Genomic DNA, 17,134 nt, shown 5'->3' with positions numbered 1-17,134 from the left:
GCTTTCGATCGAACCGGACGGCGGTTACGGGATTCAGCCTTGCCCCGCAATGGCCCGCGCTGCGGCGGCGAGGTCCTCGGCGCGCCCGCCCTGGAGGAGCGGCACCAGCCCCACCACCTGCGCATGCGGCAGGTCCCACCAGGCGGCGGCGAGGAGCGCGGCGACGGTCTCGGGCGGGAAGCGCGGCCGCACCACCCGCGCCGGGTTGCCGGCGACGATCGTGTAGGGCGGAACGTCGCGGGTGACGACGGCGCGCGCCGCCACCACAGCCCCGTGGCCGACGCTGACGCCGGACAGGATCATGCAGCCGGAGCCGAGCCAGACGTCGTGGCCGATGGTCACGTCGCCGCGCGAGGCATGGTAGTCGGTCGGCGCCTCCGCATCCGGGAACAGCCCCGTCATGGCCGCGAAGGGATAGGTCGAGACCCAGTCGAGCCGATGGTCGCCGCCGAGCAGGATCTCGACCTTGTCGGCGATGGAACAATAGCGGCCGATCGTCAGCCGGCGCCCGGATTCCGGGAAGCGCACCTTGGGGCGCCCGTAGGAATAGGCGCCGATGGAGAAGCCGTGCCTCAGGGCGAGCTTACGGAGGTGCAGCCGTGTCTCGTTGTTCGGGTTGCGCCCGCTCCGCAGCCGGTGCAACAGAGCTTTCAAGCGGCGAGCCCCGATATGAGGCGCAAGGGCCGCGTCAGCGCGCGCGGACGGCTTCGCGGGCGCTCTCGGGAGGGATGGGCCATGGCCGACAACATGTCCGACGATCTCAAGTCCGGGGCGCTCGTCTACCACCGCCTGCCCCGCCCCGGAAAGCTGGAGATCCAGGCGACCAAGCCGCTCGGCAACCAGCGCGATCTGGCGCTGGCCTATTCGCCCGGCGTGGCCGCCGCCTGCATGGCGATCCACGAGGATCCGCAGGAGGCCGCCACCCTCACCATCCGCCAGAACCTCGTGGCCGTGCTCACCAACGGCACCGCCGTGCTCGGCCTCGGCGATATCGGCCCGCTGGCCTCCAAGCCGGTGATGGAGGGCAAGGCGGTCCTCTTCAAGAAGTTCGCCGGCATCGACGTGTTCGACGTGGAGGTCGACCAGCACGACGTCGCCAAGCTCGTCGACGTGGTCTGCGCCCTGGAGCCGACCTTCGGCGGCATCAACCTCGAGGACATCAAGGCGCCGGAGTGCTTCGAGGTCGAGGAGCAGTGCCGGGCACGGATGAACATCCCGGTCTTCCACGACGACCAGCACGGCACCGCGATCATCGTCGCCGCCGCCGTGCTGAACGCCCTCGAGCTCGCCGGCAAGCAGCTCTCCGAGGCCCGCATCGTCACCTCGGGCGCGGGCGCGGCGGCGCTGGCCTGCCTCAATCTGCTCGTGTCGCTGGGCGCCCGGCGCGAGAACATCACCGTCACCGACATCAAGGGCGTGGTCTTCAAGGGCCGCACCGAGCTGATGGACCGCTGGAAGGACGTCTACGCCCGCGAGACAGAGGCGCGCACGCTCGCCGACGTCATCCCCGGCGCCGACGTGTTCATCGGCCTGTCGGCCGGCGGCGTGCTGAAGCCCGAGTATCTCGAGAAGATGGCGGACAAGCCGCTCATCATGGCGCTCGCCAACCCCTATCCCGAGATCATGCCCGACCTCGCCCAGGAGAAGCGCCCGGACGCGATGATCTGCACCGGCCGGTCGGATTTCCCCAACCAGGTCAACAACGTCCTCTGCTTCCCCTACATCTTCCGCGGCGCCCTCGACGTCGGCGCCACCGCGATCAACGAGGAGATGAAGAAGGCGGCGGTGAAGGCTATCGCCGCGCTCGCCCGCGAGACCCCCTCCGACGTGGTCGCCCGCGCCTATGGCGGCGAGGCCCGGCCCTTCGGCCCGACCTCGCTGATCCCGAGCCCGTTCGATCCGCGCCTGATCCTGCGCATCGCCCCCGCCGTCGCGCAGGCCGCCATGGATTCCGGCGTCGCCGGGCGGCCGGTGGCCGATATCGGCGCCTATGCCGACAGCCTCGACCGCTTCGTCCACCGCTCGGGCTTCATCATGAAGCCACTCTTCTCGAAGGCGAAGGAAGCGCCCAAGCGCGTCATCTACACCGAGGGCGAGGACGAGCGGGTGCTGCGCGCCGCCCAGGCCATCGTCGAGGACAAGGTGGCGCGCCCGATCCTGGTCGGCCGCCCGCGCGTGGTCGACGTGCGGCTGAAGCGCTTCGGCCTCTCGATCCGCCAGGGCGAGGATTTCGACCTCATCGATCCCGAGGACGATCCGCGCTACCGCTCCTACGTCCAGACCTATGTCGAGGTCGCCGGCCGGCGCGGCATCACGCCGGAGGCGGCGCGCACGCTGGTGCGCACCAACTCCACCGTGATCGGCGCCATCGCCGTGCGCCGGGGCGAGGCCGACGCGCTGATCTGCGGGCTGGAGGGCCGCTTCGAGACGCGGCTACGCATCATCCGCGACGTCATCGGGCTTGCGCCCGGCGTCACCGAATGCGCCGCCATGAGCCTCGTCGTCACAAAGAAGGGCGCCTATTTCCTCGCCGACACCCATGTCCGGCAGAACCCGAGCGCCGCCGAGATCGCCGACGTGGCGGTGGCCTGCGCCAATCACGTCACGCGCTTCGGGCTGACCCCGAAGATCGCGCTGCTCAGCCATTCGGATTTCGGCCAGTCCGATTCCGATTCGGCCCGCAAGATGCGCACGGCGCTGGGCCTCATCAACGAGCGCGCCCCGAACCTTCAGGTCGACGGCGAGATGCAGGCCGACTCGGCTCTGTCGGAGCTGGTGCGCGAGCGCGTGATGCCGGGCTCGACCCTGAAGGGGTCGGCCAACGTGCTGGTCTTCCCCAATCTCGACGCCGCCAACATCGCCTTCCAGTTCGCCAAGGTGCTGGCCGACGCGCTGCCGGTCGGCCCGCTGCTGATCGGGCCGGCCAAGCCCGCCCATATCCTGACGCCGTCGGTGACGGCGCGCGGCATCGTCAACGTCACCGCCGCCGCCGTGGTCGAGGCGCAGGCCGGGTTTCCCGGAGCGGCGGTCGCTGCCGAATAGGATCGGGATTTGTCGCGACGGAAAAGGCCCCCGGATCGGCTGATCCGGGGGCCTTTTTCGTTTTCCTCCAGCTCGGCCGGCTCATGCGGCTTCCCAGTCGATGTGTTCGGCGTCGCCCGGCACACCCCTCTCCCCCCTGCGGGAGAGGGTGGCCCGCGAAGCGGGTCGGGAGAGGGGAGCGCCGTTTCCGGAGAGGTCGCTCCCCTCTCCCGACCCTCGCTGACGCGAGGGCCACCCTCCCCCGCAAAGGGGGGAGGGAGAATGCGCAGGACCGAACGTATCGACCGGAAATGGTATCAGACGATCTCGATGCGCCCGTCGAGGCCGACGATGCGGCCGAGGCCGCGCACCCGGTTGAGGAGCCTGTCGCCGGCAAGCGCCTCCCAGGCGGCGGGGAGCCGCAGCACCACCTTGCCGTCCGCCACCGCGATGGGAATCTGCTCCAGCGTGCCCGCCATCCCGGCCGAGATCGGGAAGGCGACGCGCAGCAGACCGCCGACGAGGCGCGCCCGCTCGAACAGGCGCGGGCCGGCGATCCCGCGCAGCATCGGGCTGGCCTTCTCCGGCGCCGTGCCCTCGTGGCGGAAATAGGTGGAGAGCGCGAGATAGGCCCGGCCCGGATGGTCGACCCCGACGAAGGCGGCGTTGGTGATGATGTTGACGCTCTGGTCGCCCCGGTAATCGGGATGCGCCCGCCAGCCGATGTCGGAGAGGAGGCAGGCGGTGTGGCGCAGGCGCCGCTCGTCCAAGGTCTCCGGCCCGTCGAGGCTCTCGACGAAGCGGTCGGTCCAGGCGAGCAGCTCCTCGTTGTGGCGGGGCGAGCGGGCGCGCAGCGCGTTCAGCTCGGCGGCCGAGGCGATGAGCGGATCGCGCGCCCGCGTCTCGCGGTCGAGCAGCTCGTAGAGCAGCCCCTCGCGCACGCCGGAGGCCGAGATCGCCAGCTCGCGCGGGCGCCCGATGCGGATGATCTCCTCCAGCACCACGGCGCCGTAGGCGAGGAGCGGACGGCGCGCCTCCGAGACGGATTCGACGTCCTGGAGTTGGGCGGCGTCGACCTGCTCGACCACCTGGAGGAAGTTCAGCTCGTCGGTGGGCTCGACGCTGTAGCCGTGCATGACGTGGATCGGGTAGCCGCGCGCCGCCTGGTGCAGGCGGGCCAGCGCCCGCCAGGTGCCGCCGACGGCGTAGAAGCTGCGCCCGCGCAGGGTCTCGAGCTGAGGCTCGGCCTTCTTCAGGTTCTCGCGGGCGATCTTGGTCGCCTTCTTGAGGGAGCCGCCGGAGAGGTCCTGGAGGGCGAGCCCTCCGAGCGGCATGGTCACGCCCTGCCCGATCACCGAGCCGCGCACGTCGACGAGCTCCAGCGAGCCGCCGCCGAGGTCGCCCACCACACCGTCCGGCGCGTGGAAGCCCGAGATGACGCCCATGGCGGAAAGCTCCGCCTCGCGCCGCCCGGACAGGAGCTGGATGCTCTCGCCGCAGGCGGCCTCCGCCGCGGCGAGGAAGGCCGGGCCGTTCTCGGCGTCGCGCGCGGCGGCGGTGGCCAGCACGAACAGCCGCGACACTCCCATGGTGTTGCACAGGACCCGGAAGCGGGCGAGCGCGGCGAGCGCCCGGCGCACGGCCTCCTCGTTGAGGCGGCCGGTGGTGAGGACGTTGCGGCCGAGCCCGCAGAGGACCTTCTCGTTGTAGAGCGATGTCGGCGCGCGGGTCAGCCCGTCATAGGCGACGAGCCGCACGGAGTTCGAGCCGATATCGATGATCGCCACCGGGGCCGGCCTCTCGCGCGGGGCGAGGTCGGCGGAATGGGCGAGCGTCAGGTTGGCGCGTTGAGGGCCCAAGGGCACTTCCTTGCGACGGACGGACATTCTGGGGCGGACGACCGGCGCGCCGCCCCATCGCTGCTGCTTGGCGTCTCGGCGACTCCCCGGCGCCGGAAACTCAGGACCGTTGCGCCCGGCGGCTGAGCGCCCGCGGGCTCGACTTCTTGGAGGCCTTGCCGCGCCCCGAGAGGCTCGGATTGGTCATGAAGTACTTGTGCGCGTTGAACGGCTCCTCGCCGTCCGAGGGGTGCATCCGCTCGCTCGCGCCCGACGCCAGTACACGCCAGCTCTGGCGGTTGTCGAGGAGGTTGGCGAGCATGATCTGGTCCAGCACCTGCTGATGCACAGTCTGGTTGGTGATCGGCAGCATGGCCTCGACGCGCCGGTCGAGGTTGCGGCTCATCAGGTCGGCCGAGGAGATGTAGACGGTGGCCTTCGGATGCGGCAGCCCGACGCCGTTGCCGAAGGCGTAGATGCGCCCGTGCTCGAGGAAGCGCCCGACGATGGACTTCACCCGGATCGTCTCGGAGAGGCCGGGGATGCCGGGCCGCAGGCAGCAGATGCCGCGCACCACGCAGTCGATCTGCACCCCCGCCTCCGAGGCGTCGTAGAGCGCGTCGATGATCTGCTGGTCGACGAGCGAGTTGCACTTGATCCAGATCGCCGCCGGGCGCCCGGCCTTCGCATGCGCGACCTCGGCCTCGATATGCTCCAGAAGGCGCGTCTTCAGGGTCAGCGGCGAGACCGCCATGCGCTCCAGCTCGGCCGGCTCGGCGTAGCCGGTGATGAAGTTGAAGATGCGCGAGACGTCGCGCGCCACCACCGGGTCGGCGGTGAAGAAGGACAGGTCCGTGTAGATGCGCGCGGTGATCGGGTGATAGTTGCCGGTGCCCACATGGCAGTAGGTGACGAGCCGGTCGCCCTCGCGGCGCACCACCATCGACAGCTTGGCGTGGGTCTTCAGCTCCACGAAGCCGAACACCACCTGCGCGCCGGCCTTCTCGAGGTTCCTGGCCCAGCGGATATTGGCCTCCTCGTCGAAGCGGGCCTTCAGCTCCACCAGCGCCGTGACGGACTTGCCGGATTCGGCGGCCTCCGCCAGCGCCGCGACGATCGGCGAGTTCGAGGAGGTACGGTAGAGCGTCTGCTTGATGGCGACGACGTTCGGGTCGCGGGCGGCCTGGGCCAGGAACTGCACCACCGAATCGAACGACTCGTAGGGGTGGTGGACGCAGAAATCCTTCTGCCGGATGGCCGCGAAGACGTCGCCGCCGCTCTCGCGGATGCGCTCGGGGAAGCGCGGGTTGTAGGGCTTGAACTTGAGGTCGGGCCGGTCGATCCCGACGATCTGCGAGAGCTCGTTGAGCGCCAGCATCCCCTCCACGAGGAAGATCGCGTCGGCGCCGATCTCGAGCTCGTCGGCGACGAAGGCGCGCAGGTCCTCCGGCGCGCCGGCCTCGATCTCCAGCCGGATCACGACGCCGCGCCGGCGCTGCTTCAGGGCCGTCTCGAAATGCAGGACGAGGTCCTCCGCCTCCTCCTCGATCTCGAGATCGGAATCGCGGATCACCCGGAAGATGCCCTGCCCCTTCACGAGGTAGCCGGGGAAGAGCCGGCCGGTGAAGGTCACGATCATCTGCTCGATCGCGATGAAGCGGGCGACGGGATCGCCCGGCAGATCGGGCAGGCGCACGAAGCGGTCGAGCACCGCCGGCAGGCGGATCAGCGCGCGCAGAACCCGCCCGTCGCGCGGCCGCACCAGCATCAGCGCGATGGTCGAGCCGAGATTGGGGATGAACGGGAAGGGATGGGCCGGATCGATGGCGAGCGGCGTCAGCACCGGGAAGACGTGGCCGAGGAAGTACTCCTCCAGCCAGGCGGCATGCTCGGGCGACAGGTCGGCCGGCTCGACCATCTGGATGTCGACGCCGGCGAGCTCGGTCCGCAGCTCGCGCCAGCGGGCCTGCTGGTCCTCGGCGAGGCGGGCGACCTCGGTGCCGATGCGGACGAGCTGCTCGGAGGGCGTCAGGCCGTCCTGCGAGGGCAGCGTCAGCCCGGCGCGGACCTGGTCGTGCAGGCCGGCGACGCGCACCATGAAGAACTCGTCGAGGTTGTTGGCCGAGATCGAGAGGAAGCGCAGCTTCTCCAGCAGCGGGTGGTTGACGTTCGAGGCCTCCTCCAGCACCCGGCGGTTGAACTGGAGCCAGGACAGCTCGCGGTTGACGAAGCGCTCGGGGGAATGGCGGAGCATGCGCCCGGCCTCGAGCACCTGCTCTCGGGCCGCGCTCTCGGGTGGCTCGGCGGGGGCGGCGGCGGGAATGGGGGGCCAGTCGTCGCCGGTCTCGGCGGAGGCGGGGGCCTGCCCTGCGGCGGCGGCCTTCACGCCGGAACCCGACCGGGGCGCGGCCGGCGATTTCGCGGCGCCGGCGCGGGCGGTGCGGGCGGCTGCCGGCAACCGGCGCGCGGGGGTGCTACGGGGGGCTGGCTTGGCGGCCGCCTGCGGGCGGTGCGGGGGGGCGGCCTCGGCGCCGGGACGATCCTCCGTCGCGGCGGTGCGGGCCGCCTCGTCCTCCGAAGCCTGCGCGACGACGCGATCCCCCGATTCCGTATCAGCCAAAGCCGTCTCCCACGCCGTTGCCGGATGTGCGGTTCCCTATCACGGCCCGCGCCGCCCGCGTATGACAGTTTGATGACGGCTCGGGCCGGCGCTCAATCGAGCTCGGCGCAGGCGCCCTCGCCGGCCAGTCCCAGCCGCTGGAGCACGGCGATGGCCAGCGGCCGGGTGATCCGGCGGCCCCGGCTGAGCGCGTCGCGGTCGAGCTCGGAGACTACCTCGCGGGCGCGGGCGAGCGAGCGGTCGATGCGCAGCGCCAGGGCGTCCACCACGCGCAGGTCCACCACCAGCTGACGGTCCACGAAGAGCTTGACCAGCACGGCGCGCAGCAGCGCGTCGTCCGGCGGCAGGATCGCCACCTGCGGCGCCAGCCTGAGACGCGAGCGCAGGTCGGCGGTGCCGATGCCGATGGCGTCCACCCGCGCGGCGCTGGTGACGAGCACCGGGCAGCGCCGCTCGCGGGCGAGGTTGAGCAGGTGGAACAGGGCGGCCTCGTCGCGGCTGCCGGCCCGGTCGATATCCTCGATCACCAGCGCCCCGTGCCCGACGAGATGGGGCACACGCGCCTCGGCCACGTCGTCGGCGCTCACGGTCCAGGCCTGGGCGCGGCTCGCCCAGATCGAGGCGAGATGGCTCTTGCCGCTGCCCGGAGGCCCGGTGAGCAGGAGCACCGTGTCCGGCCAGTCGGGCCAGGATTCGATCTGCCCATAGGCGGCCTCGTTGGCCGGGCTCACGAGGAAGTCCTCGCGCCCGAAACGCGGATCGAGAGGCAGGTCGAAGGCGAGCTGTCGGGGCGGGGCGGTCTCGCGCATGGCGGCAGCAGTGTCGCCCGGCTGCGCTTGCGGTCAAGCCTTATCGGAGATGCTCGCGTCGACGATCAGCGGCGGATCGCCGCCATGGTAAATCCGGCTGTCGAGATAGCGCTCGATCCCGTAGCGGATCACCACGGCCATGGAGGCCGCCACCGGCACCGCCAGCAGCAGCCCGACGAAGCCGAACAGCGAGCCGGCGGCGAGCAGCGCGAACATCAGCCAGACCGGATGCAGCCCCACCGAGCCGCCGACGAGCTTCGGCGACAGGATGTTGCCCTCCAGGAACTGCCCGACGAGGAAGACCCCCATCGTCAGGCCGAGATGCAGCCAGTCGGAGCCCGGCCAGAACTGCACCAGCGCCACGCCCATGGCGAGCAGGAAGCCGGTGAGCGTGCCGACATAGGGGATGAAGGTCAGGAGCCCCGCGATCATCCCGATCAGGCCGCCGAAGTTCAGCCCCACCGACCACAGGCCCACGGCGTAGAAGGTGCCGAGGATGACGCAGACCAGGGTCTGCCCCCGGATGAAGCCGGTGACGGCCCCGTCGATCTCGCGGCCCAGGCGCCGCACCACCGGGCGGTGGCGCGGAGGCACCCAGGTATCCAGGGTGGCGATCATCCGGTCCCAGTCGACGAGGATGTAGAAGGCCACCACCGGCGTCACCACCAGCAGCGAGACGATGGAGACCAGGGCCTGGCTCCCGGACCAGAGCGAGGTGAGGAAGGCGAGCAGCCACGTCCCCGCCTGCCCCGCCAGGCTGCCGACGGAGGATTGCAGGTCGCTCAGCACGTTGGCGCCGCCGAGGCGCTCCAGCAGCGGTCCCGCGCGCTCGGCGAGGATCCCTTGCAGCCGCGAGACCATGCCGGGCGCGCTCCCGATCAGCGCCGCCGCCTGATTGGCGGCGAGCGGCACCACGAGCAGCAGGGCCACCACCAGCGCGACCACCGACAGCGCCAGGATCACGAGGCTCGCCGCCAGCCGCCCGAGACCGATCTTCTCCAGCCGGTCGGCGAGCGGATCGAGCAGATAGGCCAGGATGATGCCGGCGACGAAGGGCAGGATGACGTCGCGCAGCAGGTAGAGCAGCACCGCCAGCACCGCGATGCTGACAAGTCCGACGATCGCCCTGCCGCGCATGTTCCAAACCCCGCCCGCCGGCGCGGAGAGTGGGAACGAACCTTTTCGCGATCAAGGGGCGCGCTCCCGGCGGGATGCCGGACGCAGCGAGATTCAAACCTCGCGCTCGCGCTCGGGAGCCTTTAGAGACCGGCCGTTGCGAAATTTTCGGCGGGGACGGGCTGGCATGGCGGCCGACGACAGGCAGGGCGCGCAAGCGTCCGGAATGACCTACGCGCAGGCGGGCGTCGACATCGACGCCGGCAACGCCATGGTCGAGACCATCAAGCCGCTGGTGCGCGCCACGCGCCGGCCCGGCGCCGACGCCGAGATCGGCGGGTTCGGCGGCTTGTTCGACCTCAAGGCGGCGGGCTTCAAGGACGCGATCCTGGTGGCGGCCAATGACGGCGTCGGCACCAAGGTGAAGATTGCCATCGACACGGGGCGCCACGACACCATCGGCATCGACCTCGTGGCGATGTGCGTCAACGACATCATCGTCCAGGGCGCCGAGCCGCTGTTCTTCCTCGACTACTACGCCACCGGCAAGCTGGTGCCGGGCATCGGCGCCGACATCGTGCGCGGCATCAGCGAGGGCTGCCGGCAGGCGGGCTGCGCGCTCATCGGCGGCGAGACCGCCGAGATGCCGGGCCTCTACGCGAACGAGGATTACGACCTCGCCGGTTTCTCGGTGGGGGCGGCCGAGCGCGGAACCCTGCTGCCGCGCGCCGGCATCGCGCCGGGGGACGTGGTGTTCGGCCTGCCGTCCTCGGGCGTGCATTCGAACGGGTTCTCGCTGGTGCGCCGGATCGTCGAGGCGAGCGGCCTGCCCTGGGACGCGCCCGCCCCCTTCGCGCCCGAAAAGACCCTCGGCGAGGCGCTGCTCGAGCCGACCCGGATCTACGTGAAGCCGCTGCTCGCGGCGCTGAAGGCGACCGACGGGATCAGGGCGCTCGCCCACATCACCGGCGGTGGCTTTCCCGACAACCTGCCCCGCGTGCTGCCCGACGATGTCGGCATCGCGGTCGATCTCGATGCGGTGACGCCGCCCCCGGTCTTCGGCTGGCTGGCGCGCACCGGCAACGTCGTGGAAGCCGAGATGCTGCGCACCTTCAACTGCGGCATCGGCATGGTCGTGGTCGCCGCCGCCGACAAGGCGGAGGCCGTGCGCAAGGCGCTGACCGATGCCGGCGAGGCGCCGGTCGATTTCGGCCGCATCACCGCGCGGGGCCCCGAGCCCGTGACCTTCTCGGGGCGTCTCGCGCTGGCATGAGCACAGTCCAGAAAAAGCGCGTCGCGATCCTGATCTCGGGACGCGGCTCCAACATGGTTTCGCTGATCGAGGCCGCGAAGGCGCCGGACTACCCGGCCGAGATCGTGCTGGTGCTCTCGAACCGGCCGGAGGCGGCCGGTCTCGATTATGCGGCGCAAGCGGGCATCCCGGCGCGCGCCGTCGATCACCGCGCCTATCCCGACCGGGCGCGCTTCGACGCCGCTCTCGACGCGGAGCTGCGCGCCGCCGGCATCGAGCTCGTGGTGCTCGCCGGCTTCATGCGGGTGCTGACGCCGGGCTTCGTGGAATCCTGGGCCGGGCGGATGATCAACATCCACCCCTCGCTGCTGCCGCTGTTCCGGGGGACGCAGACGCACGGACAGGCGCTCGCGGCGGGGGTGCGGCTGCACGGCTGCACCGTGCATTACGTGGTGCCGGAGCTCGATGCCGGGCCGATCGTGGCTCAAGGAGCCGTGCCGGTGCGGGCGGGGGACGATCCCGACAGCCTCGCCGCGCGCATCCTCGTGCAGGAGCACCGGCTCTATCCGGCGGCGCTCGCCCTCGTCGCCTCGGGCCGGGCCCGGCTGGAGGACGGCCGGGTCGTCTTCGCCGACGGGACGGACGGCCCCGACGGCGCTCTGCTCACGCTCTGAACGAAGGCTCGGCCTCCGGCGCGGCAGCCTCAGACCGGGCGCTGGAGCTTGCAGGAATCGAGCGCCGAGAGCGCCTTGGCGCGGGCGGAATCGTTGAAGTAGCCCGTGGCGCGGTAGGCCTCGATCTCGGTCTCGTCGAGGCTGCGCAGGGTCTGCCGGGCGTAGCAGCCGCAGGGGCGCTCCAGCGTGCTCTCGGGGGCGCTCGTCATGCGCGCCTGGATCACCGTGCAGGCGTGGCGCACGCGGCTCTCGAGGTTCGACTTCGGCGCCGTGCGCAGCGCCGGATCGGGCTGGTACTGCTCGAAGGGCGCCGAGGAGCCGGCGGCGAGCGCGGCGGACGCGCCCAGCGCGAGGATGAGGGCGGCGATCGGCGAGGAGAGGCGGCGCGTCGTCATGGCGATCCGTGGAGGCGTTTGCTGGAACAGCCGCCGTTGGAAGCGTCCGCCACCCGGACCGTCAAGGGGTGCCCGGCCACACACCCGTTCAATCGGGGCGGCCGGGCGAGTGCTTAAGTAATCGGCGGCGCGGGTGTGCCCCGCGCGCCACCGACGAGGTCGGCCGGATCAGCCGGCGATGTCGGCGTCGCCGAAGAACTGGGCGATCTCGGCCGCCGCGTTCTCGGCCGAATCCGAACCGTGGACGGTGTTCTCGCCCACCGACACGGCGAACAGCTTGCGGATGGTGCCTTCGGCGGCCTGGGCCGGGTTCGTCGCGCCCATGACCTCGCGGTACTTGGCCACGGCGTTCTCGCCTTCGAGCACCTGAACCACCACGGGGGCGGAGGTCATGAACTCCACGAGCTCGCCGTAGAACGGGCGCTCCTTGTGGACCTCGTAGAACTTCTCGGCCTGGGCCTTGCTCATGCGGATGCGGCGCTGGCCGACGATGCGCAGGCCCGCCTCCTCGATGACGGCGTTGACCGCGCCGGTGAGGTTCCGGCGCGTGGCGTCGGGCTTGAGGATGGAGAAGGTGCGCTCGGTGGCCATGTCTTTTCGTCCGGTTCCGTCTCGGGGTCCCGCGGGCGAAAAAGCCTCAGCGGCGCCGGGCTTATAGCGGGGGCGTCCCCTCCCCTCAACCCGCGCTCCGAAACGGACCGGCAACGCTTGGCCGACCTTGGCCATTGCGCTGGCGCAACACTGCCGGAAAATCGCCCGAATGCGACGTTTCACTCCAGGGCAGACGACCCGCTCCCGCCGCGCCCGAGTCCGGGCCCGCATCAAGGAGACTGCCCGTGATCCGTCCCTTCGCCTTCGCCTCCGCCGTCCTCCTCGCCGGTGCCGCAGGCGCCGCCGCCGACGCCGCCAAGGACCCCTCCGGCACCTGGCTCACCGGCGACGGCCGCGCCAAGATCCGCATCGACCGCTGCGGCCCGAACCAGGCGCATATCTGCGGCAAGGTGGTCTGGCTCAAGGTGCCGACCACGGATGACGGCGCCCCGCGCACCGACGCGAAGAACCCCGATCCGAAGAAGCGCTCCCGGCCGGTGATCGGCCTCCAGCTCCTCGACGGCCTGAAGCCCGAGGAGGCCAAGTTCTCCGGCGACATCTACAATATCGACGAGGGCAAGGTGTATCAGGTGAGCCTCGAGCGCGAGAGCGGCTCGGAGCTGTCCGTCTCCGGCTGCCTGCTGAAGGTGCTCTGCGGCTCGCAGACCTGGACCCGCGTGCCGGACGTCAACCAGCAGGCCGCCATGAGCCCCGCCGAGGCGGAGACCGCCAAGGCCAAGGCTCCGGCCAAGCCCGCCCCCGGCAAGACGGCGGAGAAGCAGCCTGCCGCGCAGGCGCCGAAGGCCGCCGCGCCGGGCGTTCCCGCCAAGCCCGCCGCCGCGCCGAAGGCGGCTCCCGCCGAGGACCTTCCCGAGGACTGAGCGCCCCTCAGATCGCGGCGAGCCCCCGCTGCACGGCGGGGCGCGCCAGCACGGCGGCGAGCCAGCGGGCGACGTTGGGCAGGGCGCCGACATCGACGCCCTGCTTCTGGTGGACTTGGCCCAGGTCAGGCAGGCGATGTCGGCGATGGAATAGTCGCCGGCCACGTATTCGGCGTCCGCGAGGCGCGTGTCGAGCACCTTGTAGAGCCGGTTCGATTCCGTGGTGAAGCGCTCGATGGCGTAGGGGATCTTCTCCTGCGCGTAGATGCGGAAATGGTGGGCCTGCCCCAGCATCGGCCCGAGCCCGCCGACCTGCCAGAACAGCCACTGATCCACCAGCGTGCGGGCCCGCTCCTCGGCCGGGTAGAGGCAGCCGGTCTTGCGCCCGAGATATTGCAGGATCGCGCCCGACTCGAAGATCGTGATAGGCGCGCCGCCGGGCCCCTCGTGGTCGACGATGGCCGGGATCTTGTTGTTCGGCGAGATCTTCAGGAAATCCGGCGCCATCTGGTCGCCCCGGCCGATATTCACCGGCACGATGCGGTAGGCGAGGCCGCACTCCTCCATCATGATCGGGATCTTCCAGCCGTTGGGCGTGCTCCAGGTATGGACGTCGATCGGTTTGCCGGTGACGGCCGCCATGATGCTCGCTCCTGCCGGATCGCTGTCGGGCAGTGGGGAGGTAATCCGGTTTGCCGCGCGCGCTCAAGCGCTCAAACGGAGATGCGCCCATCCGGCCGCAGGTGCTCGGGGGCCGGCGGCGACTGCCGGCGCTTCAGGGATCGGCCTTCTTTGCCTGCTGGGCTTCCATGTAGCGTCGGAGGACGGCGTTCATGCGGGTCTGGTAGCCGCGCCCGTCCTTCCTGAAGAAATCCACCACGTCCTGGTCGAAGCTCGCATGGATCGAGGCCTTGCGCGGGGGCATGCCGATCGTGGCATGGGCCCATTCGTCGTCCGAGAGGGTCGCCGGGTTGATATCGTCCTCGACGGCCCGACGTTCGATCTCCTCTTCCGGCAACCTGCGGAGGCGATCCCAATCGGTCCCCTGTGCCGCTGCCTCAGCGCTCTTGGCGACGGGCATGGTAGAGCCTCCTTTCCGTCCGGTTGGCGAGGCGGGCGGAGATGATCCGCTGCTTCCCGCCGCGTGGGGTGAACGTGACGTTCAAGACGACGTCGTTGAGTTCGACGAGCATGTTGAAGCGGGTTTCTCGGTAGTCGTGCCGGCTGTCTTCCCGGACGAGGGCGAAGCGGCCGTCGAACGCTTCGCCGAGGCTCGCGAAATCGATGGCATGGCGTTGGATGTTGAGCTCGTTCTTCAGGTCATCCCATGCCGTGCGCTCGGTCTCACCCATGGCCTCAATGTACATCCGGATGGACATGGCCACAAAGCCTTCTATGTCCGCCCGCAGGCGTTGCGACGCTTGGCTTTCGGAAGGAGGAGCGGGACCTTGAGCGGACGGTCGTCATCGAGCAACGGCCCATGACGGACGAGCGCCGCCTGCTCCAGCGGGTCGTGGCGGTCGCCGCGATCGTGCCGGTCTCCGCCGGGCTCTACGGCGTGCTCTTCGGCGCGGGCGGCATCGGCGGCGGGGTGGGCGCGGGCGTCGACGTCTCGGCCGACAGCCATTTCCGCTATCTCTCCGGCCTGCTCATGGGCATCGGCATCCTGTTCTGGTCCTGCGTGCCGGGCATCGAGGGCAAGACCAGGCTCTTCCGCTTCCTGACGCTGGTGGTGATGCTCGGCGGTCTCGCCCGGCTGCTGGGCCTCTATCTCACCGGCCTGCCCTCCGTGACGATGCTGGCGGCGATGGCGATGGAGCTCGTGGTGACGCCGCTGCTCTGCCTCTGGCAGATGCGGGTCGCCAACATCGCCCGCGAGCGCTCGGGCGTCGCGGACCTCACCCGCGATGCCTGAGGCGGCCGTCCCCTCCTCCCGGATCGACCGCCTGCTCGACATCGCCGAGCGGATCGTGCCGCCGCCCTCCGCCTGGGCCTTCGCCTTCCGCATCTGGCTGGCGATGGTGCTGGCGCTCTACGCGGCCTTCTGGCTCCAGCTCGACAGCGCCTCCTCGGCCATGACCTGCGTGGCGATCCTCGCGCAGCCGAAGCGGGGCCAAGCCCTGTCCAAGGCGGTCTACCGCTTCCTCGGCACGCTCGTCGGCGGGGTCGTCTCCCTCGTTCTGGTCGCGGCCTTCGGGCAGGATCGGGTGCTGATGCTGGTCTCCTTCACCGCCTGGCTGAGCCTGTGCGTGTTCGTGGCGAACTACCTTCAGGACACCCGCGCCTATGGGGCCATGCTCTCGGGCTACACGGTGGCGATCATCGCCATCGCCCATCTCGACGCTCCCGAGGCGGCCTTCGACGCGACCCTGGCGCGCGTGGCGGCGATCACTGTCGGCATCGTCGCGATCACCTTCATCAACGACGCGCTCGCCTCGCCGAGCACCTGGCACGCGCTCCGGCTGCGCCTCGAACGGGCCATCGCGCACGTCCTCGCCGTCGCGCACGCGGCGGCCCTGGGCGGCGATCCGGGACCGGAGACGGCGCTCGCCCTGATCCGCGAGATCGCGCCCATGCGCGCCGATGCCGGCGCCATCGCGGGGGAGTTCGACGACGGTCCGCAGCGCGCCGCCGGCGCCCGCAGCGCCATCGCGGCGCTCTACGCGCTCACGGCCACCGCGCGCACCTTCGCGGCGGCGGCCGCGAGCGCGGGCGAGACCGCCGCCATCGCCGAGGCGCGCGCGGTCTGCGCCCGGCTGACGGCGCCCGGACCGATTCCCGCCGACGCCGATTTCGAGGCGGGGATCGCCCGGCTCGGCGATCTGCTGCGGGAGGCGGCGCAGGCGCCCGAGCCCGACCCGGCGGCGGTGCTGGCGCTGCGCCGCGCGCTCGATCTCGCCACGGCGGCCTTCCATGTCCGCGACGGCCACCGGGCGCTCGTCACCGGCCGGCGCCCCGCCCGCGACGCCACCCTGCCGACGCATCGCGACTTCCCCGTCGCGCTGAGGGCGGCGGCGCGCATCGCGGTGGCCTTCGGGCTGACGGCGGCCTTCTTCGTGGCGACGGGCTGGCCGGCGACCTCTTTCGCCTTGGTGCAGGTGGCCGCGACCTGCGCCCTCTCCGCCCTGACCCCCGACCCGAGGCGCTTCGCCACCGGCGTGCTCGCCGGCATGTGCATGGCCTCCGTCTTCGCCGGCATCGTGCTCTTCCTCATGCTGGCCGGGGCGCAGGGCTATCCGCTGCTCGCCATCGCCATCGCCCCGGTGATCTTCTTCGCCTGCTTCCTCTGCCTGAACCCGCCGACCTCCGGCATGGGCCTCATCCTGCTGATCTTCTTCCCCGTGCTGCTCGGGCCGGCGAACCCGCAGGGCTACGACCTCCAGACCTTCCTCCAGAACGCCCTGCTGGTGGTGGTCGCCGCGCTCATCCTCTCCCTGACGGTGCGGCTGGTGCTGCCGGTCTCGTCCGTGCAGGCCCGCGCCTTCGCCTTCGAGTCGGCCCAGGCCTCCGTGCGGGCGGCGCTGGTCGGCGAGGGCGGCGACGCCACGACGCGCACCAGCCTGAACAGCGACCGCCTCTTCCAGTACGCGCAGTGGAACACGGGGGCCGAGCCCGTGCGCGCCCGCCGGCTCGACCTCGCCTTCGCGCTTGCCCATCTCGAAGCCTCGGCGGCGCGGGCGCATGCGGAACTCGATTCGCTGTGGGGGCAGGCCGCCCTGCGCCCGGCGATCGAGGCGGCGCGCCTGTCGCTGGCGAGCGCCGATCCCGACGCGATGGCCGCCGCCGCCAGGGGCCTGCTCGCCGCCTCCCGGACCGCCGAGCCCGCCACCGCCCTGACGGTCGCGCGGGCGGCGAGCGATGTCATCGCGGCGGCGCGTGTTATGGGCAGGCACCGGCGCTTCCTGCGGCGCATCCGAATCCCGAGCTTCTAGAACTC

15 protein-coding genes and 1 pseudogene are annotated in these 17,134 nt (G+C 71.1%); 6 read left to right on the top strand and 10 right to left on the bottom strand.

Annotated features, from left to right (window positions below; genetic code table 11):
- Positions 1 to 33 precede the first annotated feature (33 nt).
- Positions 34 to 642 carry a CatB-related O-acetyltransferase gene (locus ACP56T_RS18085; RefSeq protein WP_430913598.1) on the bottom strand — a complete coding sequence of 203 codons (609 nt, stop codon included), beginning with the start codon at positions 640 to 642 and terminating at the stop codon, positions 34 to 36.
- 93 nt (positions 643 to 735) lie between these two features.
- Between ACP56T_RS18085 and ACP56T_RS18080 the strand changes: the two genes are divergently transcribed.
- The gene (locus ACP56T_RS18080; protein ID WP_430913546.1) at positions 736 to 3,042 is read left to right on the top strand and encodes an NADP-dependent malic enzyme; all 2,307 of its coding nucleotides are present in this window, start codon (positions 736 to 738) and stop codon (positions 3,040 to 3,042) included.
- Positions 3,043 to 3,338: 296 nt separating this feature from the next.
- Here ACP56T_RS18080 and ppx read toward each other — a convergent pair whose 3' ends face one another.
- The 4 genes from ppx to ACP56T_RS18060 form a co-directional block, all read right to left on the bottom strand.
- Positions 3,339 to 4,880, bottom strand: coding sequence for an exopolyphosphatase (gene ppx / locus ACP56T_RS18075; protein ID WP_430913545.1), 1,542 nt, complete (start codon positions 4,878 to 4,880; stop codon positions 3,339 to 3,341).
- Between the two features lie 100 nt (positions 4,881 to 4,980).
- A complete protein-coding gene (locus ACP56T_RS18070; RefSeq protein ID WP_430913597.1) occupies positions 4,981 to 7,182 on the bottom strand; it encodes an RNA degradosome polyphosphate kinase in 2,202 nt (733 codons plus the stop codon).
- Between the two features lie 389 nt (positions 7,183 to 7,571).
- The gene (locus ACP56T_RS18065) at positions 7,572 to 8,288 is read right to left on the bottom strand and encodes an AAA family ATPase (RefSeq protein ID WP_430913543.1); all 717 of its coding nucleotides are present in this window, start codon (positions 8,286 to 8,288) and stop codon (positions 7,572 to 7,574) included.
- A 33-nt stretch (positions 8,289 to 8,321) separates the two neighbouring features.
- Positions 8,322 to 9,425 (bottom strand): AI-2E family transporter, encoded by a 1,104-nt coding sequence (locus ACP56T_RS18060; protein ID WP_430913542.1) that lies wholly within the window; start codon positions 9,423 to 9,425, stop codon positions 8,322 to 8,324.
- Between the two features lie 166 nt (positions 9,426 to 9,591).
- Here ACP56T_RS18060 and purM point away from each other — a divergent pair, with 166 nt between their 5' ends.
- Positions 9,592 to 10,677, top strand: coding sequence for a phosphoribosylformylglycinamidine cyclo-ligase (gene purM, locus ACP56T_RS18055; RefSeq protein WP_430913541.1), 1,086 nt, complete (start codon positions 9,592 to 9,594; stop codon positions 10,675 to 10,677).
- On the top strand, positions 10,674 to 11,330 hold the full coding sequence (gene purN / locus ACP56T_RS18050; protein ID WP_430913540.1) for a phosphoribosylglycinamide formyltransferase: 657 nt from the start codon (positions 10,674 to 10,676) through the stop codon (positions 11,328 to 11,330). The genes purM and purN overlap by 4 nt, the downstream gene beginning before the upstream one ends.
- A gap of 29 nt (positions 11,331 to 11,359) precedes the next feature.
- Here purN and ACP56T_RS18045 read toward each other — a convergent pair whose 3' ends face one another.
- Both ACP56T_RS18045 and ndk read right to left on the bottom strand, forming a co-directional pair.
- Entirely contained in the window at positions 11,360 to 11,725 is a 366-nt protein-coding gene (locus ACP56T_RS18045; protein ID WP_430913539.1) for a hypothetical protein, read from the bottom strand.
- Positions 11,726 to 11,893: 168 nt separating this feature from the next.
- Positions 11,894 to 12,316, bottom strand: a complete 423-nt coding sequence (gene ndk / locus ACP56T_RS18040; protein ID WP_430913538.1) for a nucleoside-diphosphate kinase — start codon at positions 12,314 to 12,316, stop codon at positions 11,894 to 11,896.
- Between the two features lie 248 nt (positions 12,317 to 12,564).
- Between ndk and ACP56T_RS18035 the strand changes: the two genes are divergently transcribed.
- Positions 12,565 to 13,197, top strand: a complete 633-nt coding sequence (locus tag ACP56T_RS18035) for a DUF2147 domain-containing protein (protein WP_430913596.1) — start codon at positions 12,565 to 12,567, stop codon at positions 13,195 to 13,197.
- Positions 13,198 to 13,204: 7 nt separating this feature from the next.
- Here ACP56T_RS18035 and ACP56T_RS18030 read toward each other — a convergent pair.
- The 3 genes and pseudogenes from ACP56T_RS18030 to ACP56T_RS18020 all read right to left on the bottom strand — a co-directional run bounded on the left by ACP56T_RS18030 (position 13,205) and on the right by ACP56T_RS18020 (position 14,576).
- A pseudogene (locus tag ACP56T_RS18030) lies at positions 13,205 to 13,839 on the bottom strand (glutathione S-transferase N-terminal domain-containing protein).
- Between the two features lie 133 nt (positions 13,840 to 13,972).
- The gene (locus tag ACP56T_RS18025; protein WP_430913537.1) at positions 13,973 to 14,278 is read right to left on the bottom strand and encodes a BrnA antitoxin family protein; all 306 of its coding nucleotides are present in this window, start codon (positions 14,276 to 14,278) and stop codon (positions 13,973 to 13,975) included.
- Entirely contained in the window at positions 14,256 to 14,576 is a 321-nt protein-coding gene (locus ACP56T_RS18020; RefSeq protein WP_430913536.1) for a BrnT family toxin, read from the bottom strand. The genes ACP56T_RS18025 and ACP56T_RS18020 overlap by 23 nt, the downstream gene beginning before the upstream one ends.
- 101 nt (positions 14,577 to 14,677) lie before the next feature.
- Here ACP56T_RS18020 and ACP56T_RS18015 point away from each other — a divergent pair, with 101 nt between their 5' ends.
- Both ACP56T_RS18015 and ACP56T_RS18010 read left to right on the top strand, forming a co-directional pair.
- Entirely contained in the window at positions 14,678 to 15,112 is a 435-nt protein-coding gene (locus ACP56T_RS18015) for a DUF4345 domain-containing protein (RefSeq protein ID WP_430913535.1), read from the top strand.
- The gene (locus ACP56T_RS18010; protein ID WP_430913534.1) at positions 15,105 to 17,129 is read left to right on the top strand and encodes an FUSC family protein; all 2,025 of its coding nucleotides are present in this window, start codon (positions 15,105 to 15,107) and stop codon (positions 17,127 to 17,129) included. Before ACP56T_RS18015 ends, ACP56T_RS18010 begins: the two co-directional genes overlap by 8 nt.
- Positions 17,130 to 17,134: the final 5 nt, after the last annotated feature.

Origin of the sequence: Methylobacterium endophyticum (assembly GCF_050591105.1) — a bacterium.
GTDB lineage: Bacteria > Pseudomonadota > Alphaproteobacteria > Rhizobiales > Beijerinckiaceae > Methylobacterium.
Note: the sequence above shows the minus strand (reverse complement) of the source record. Positions and strands in the feature narration are given on the sequence as shown.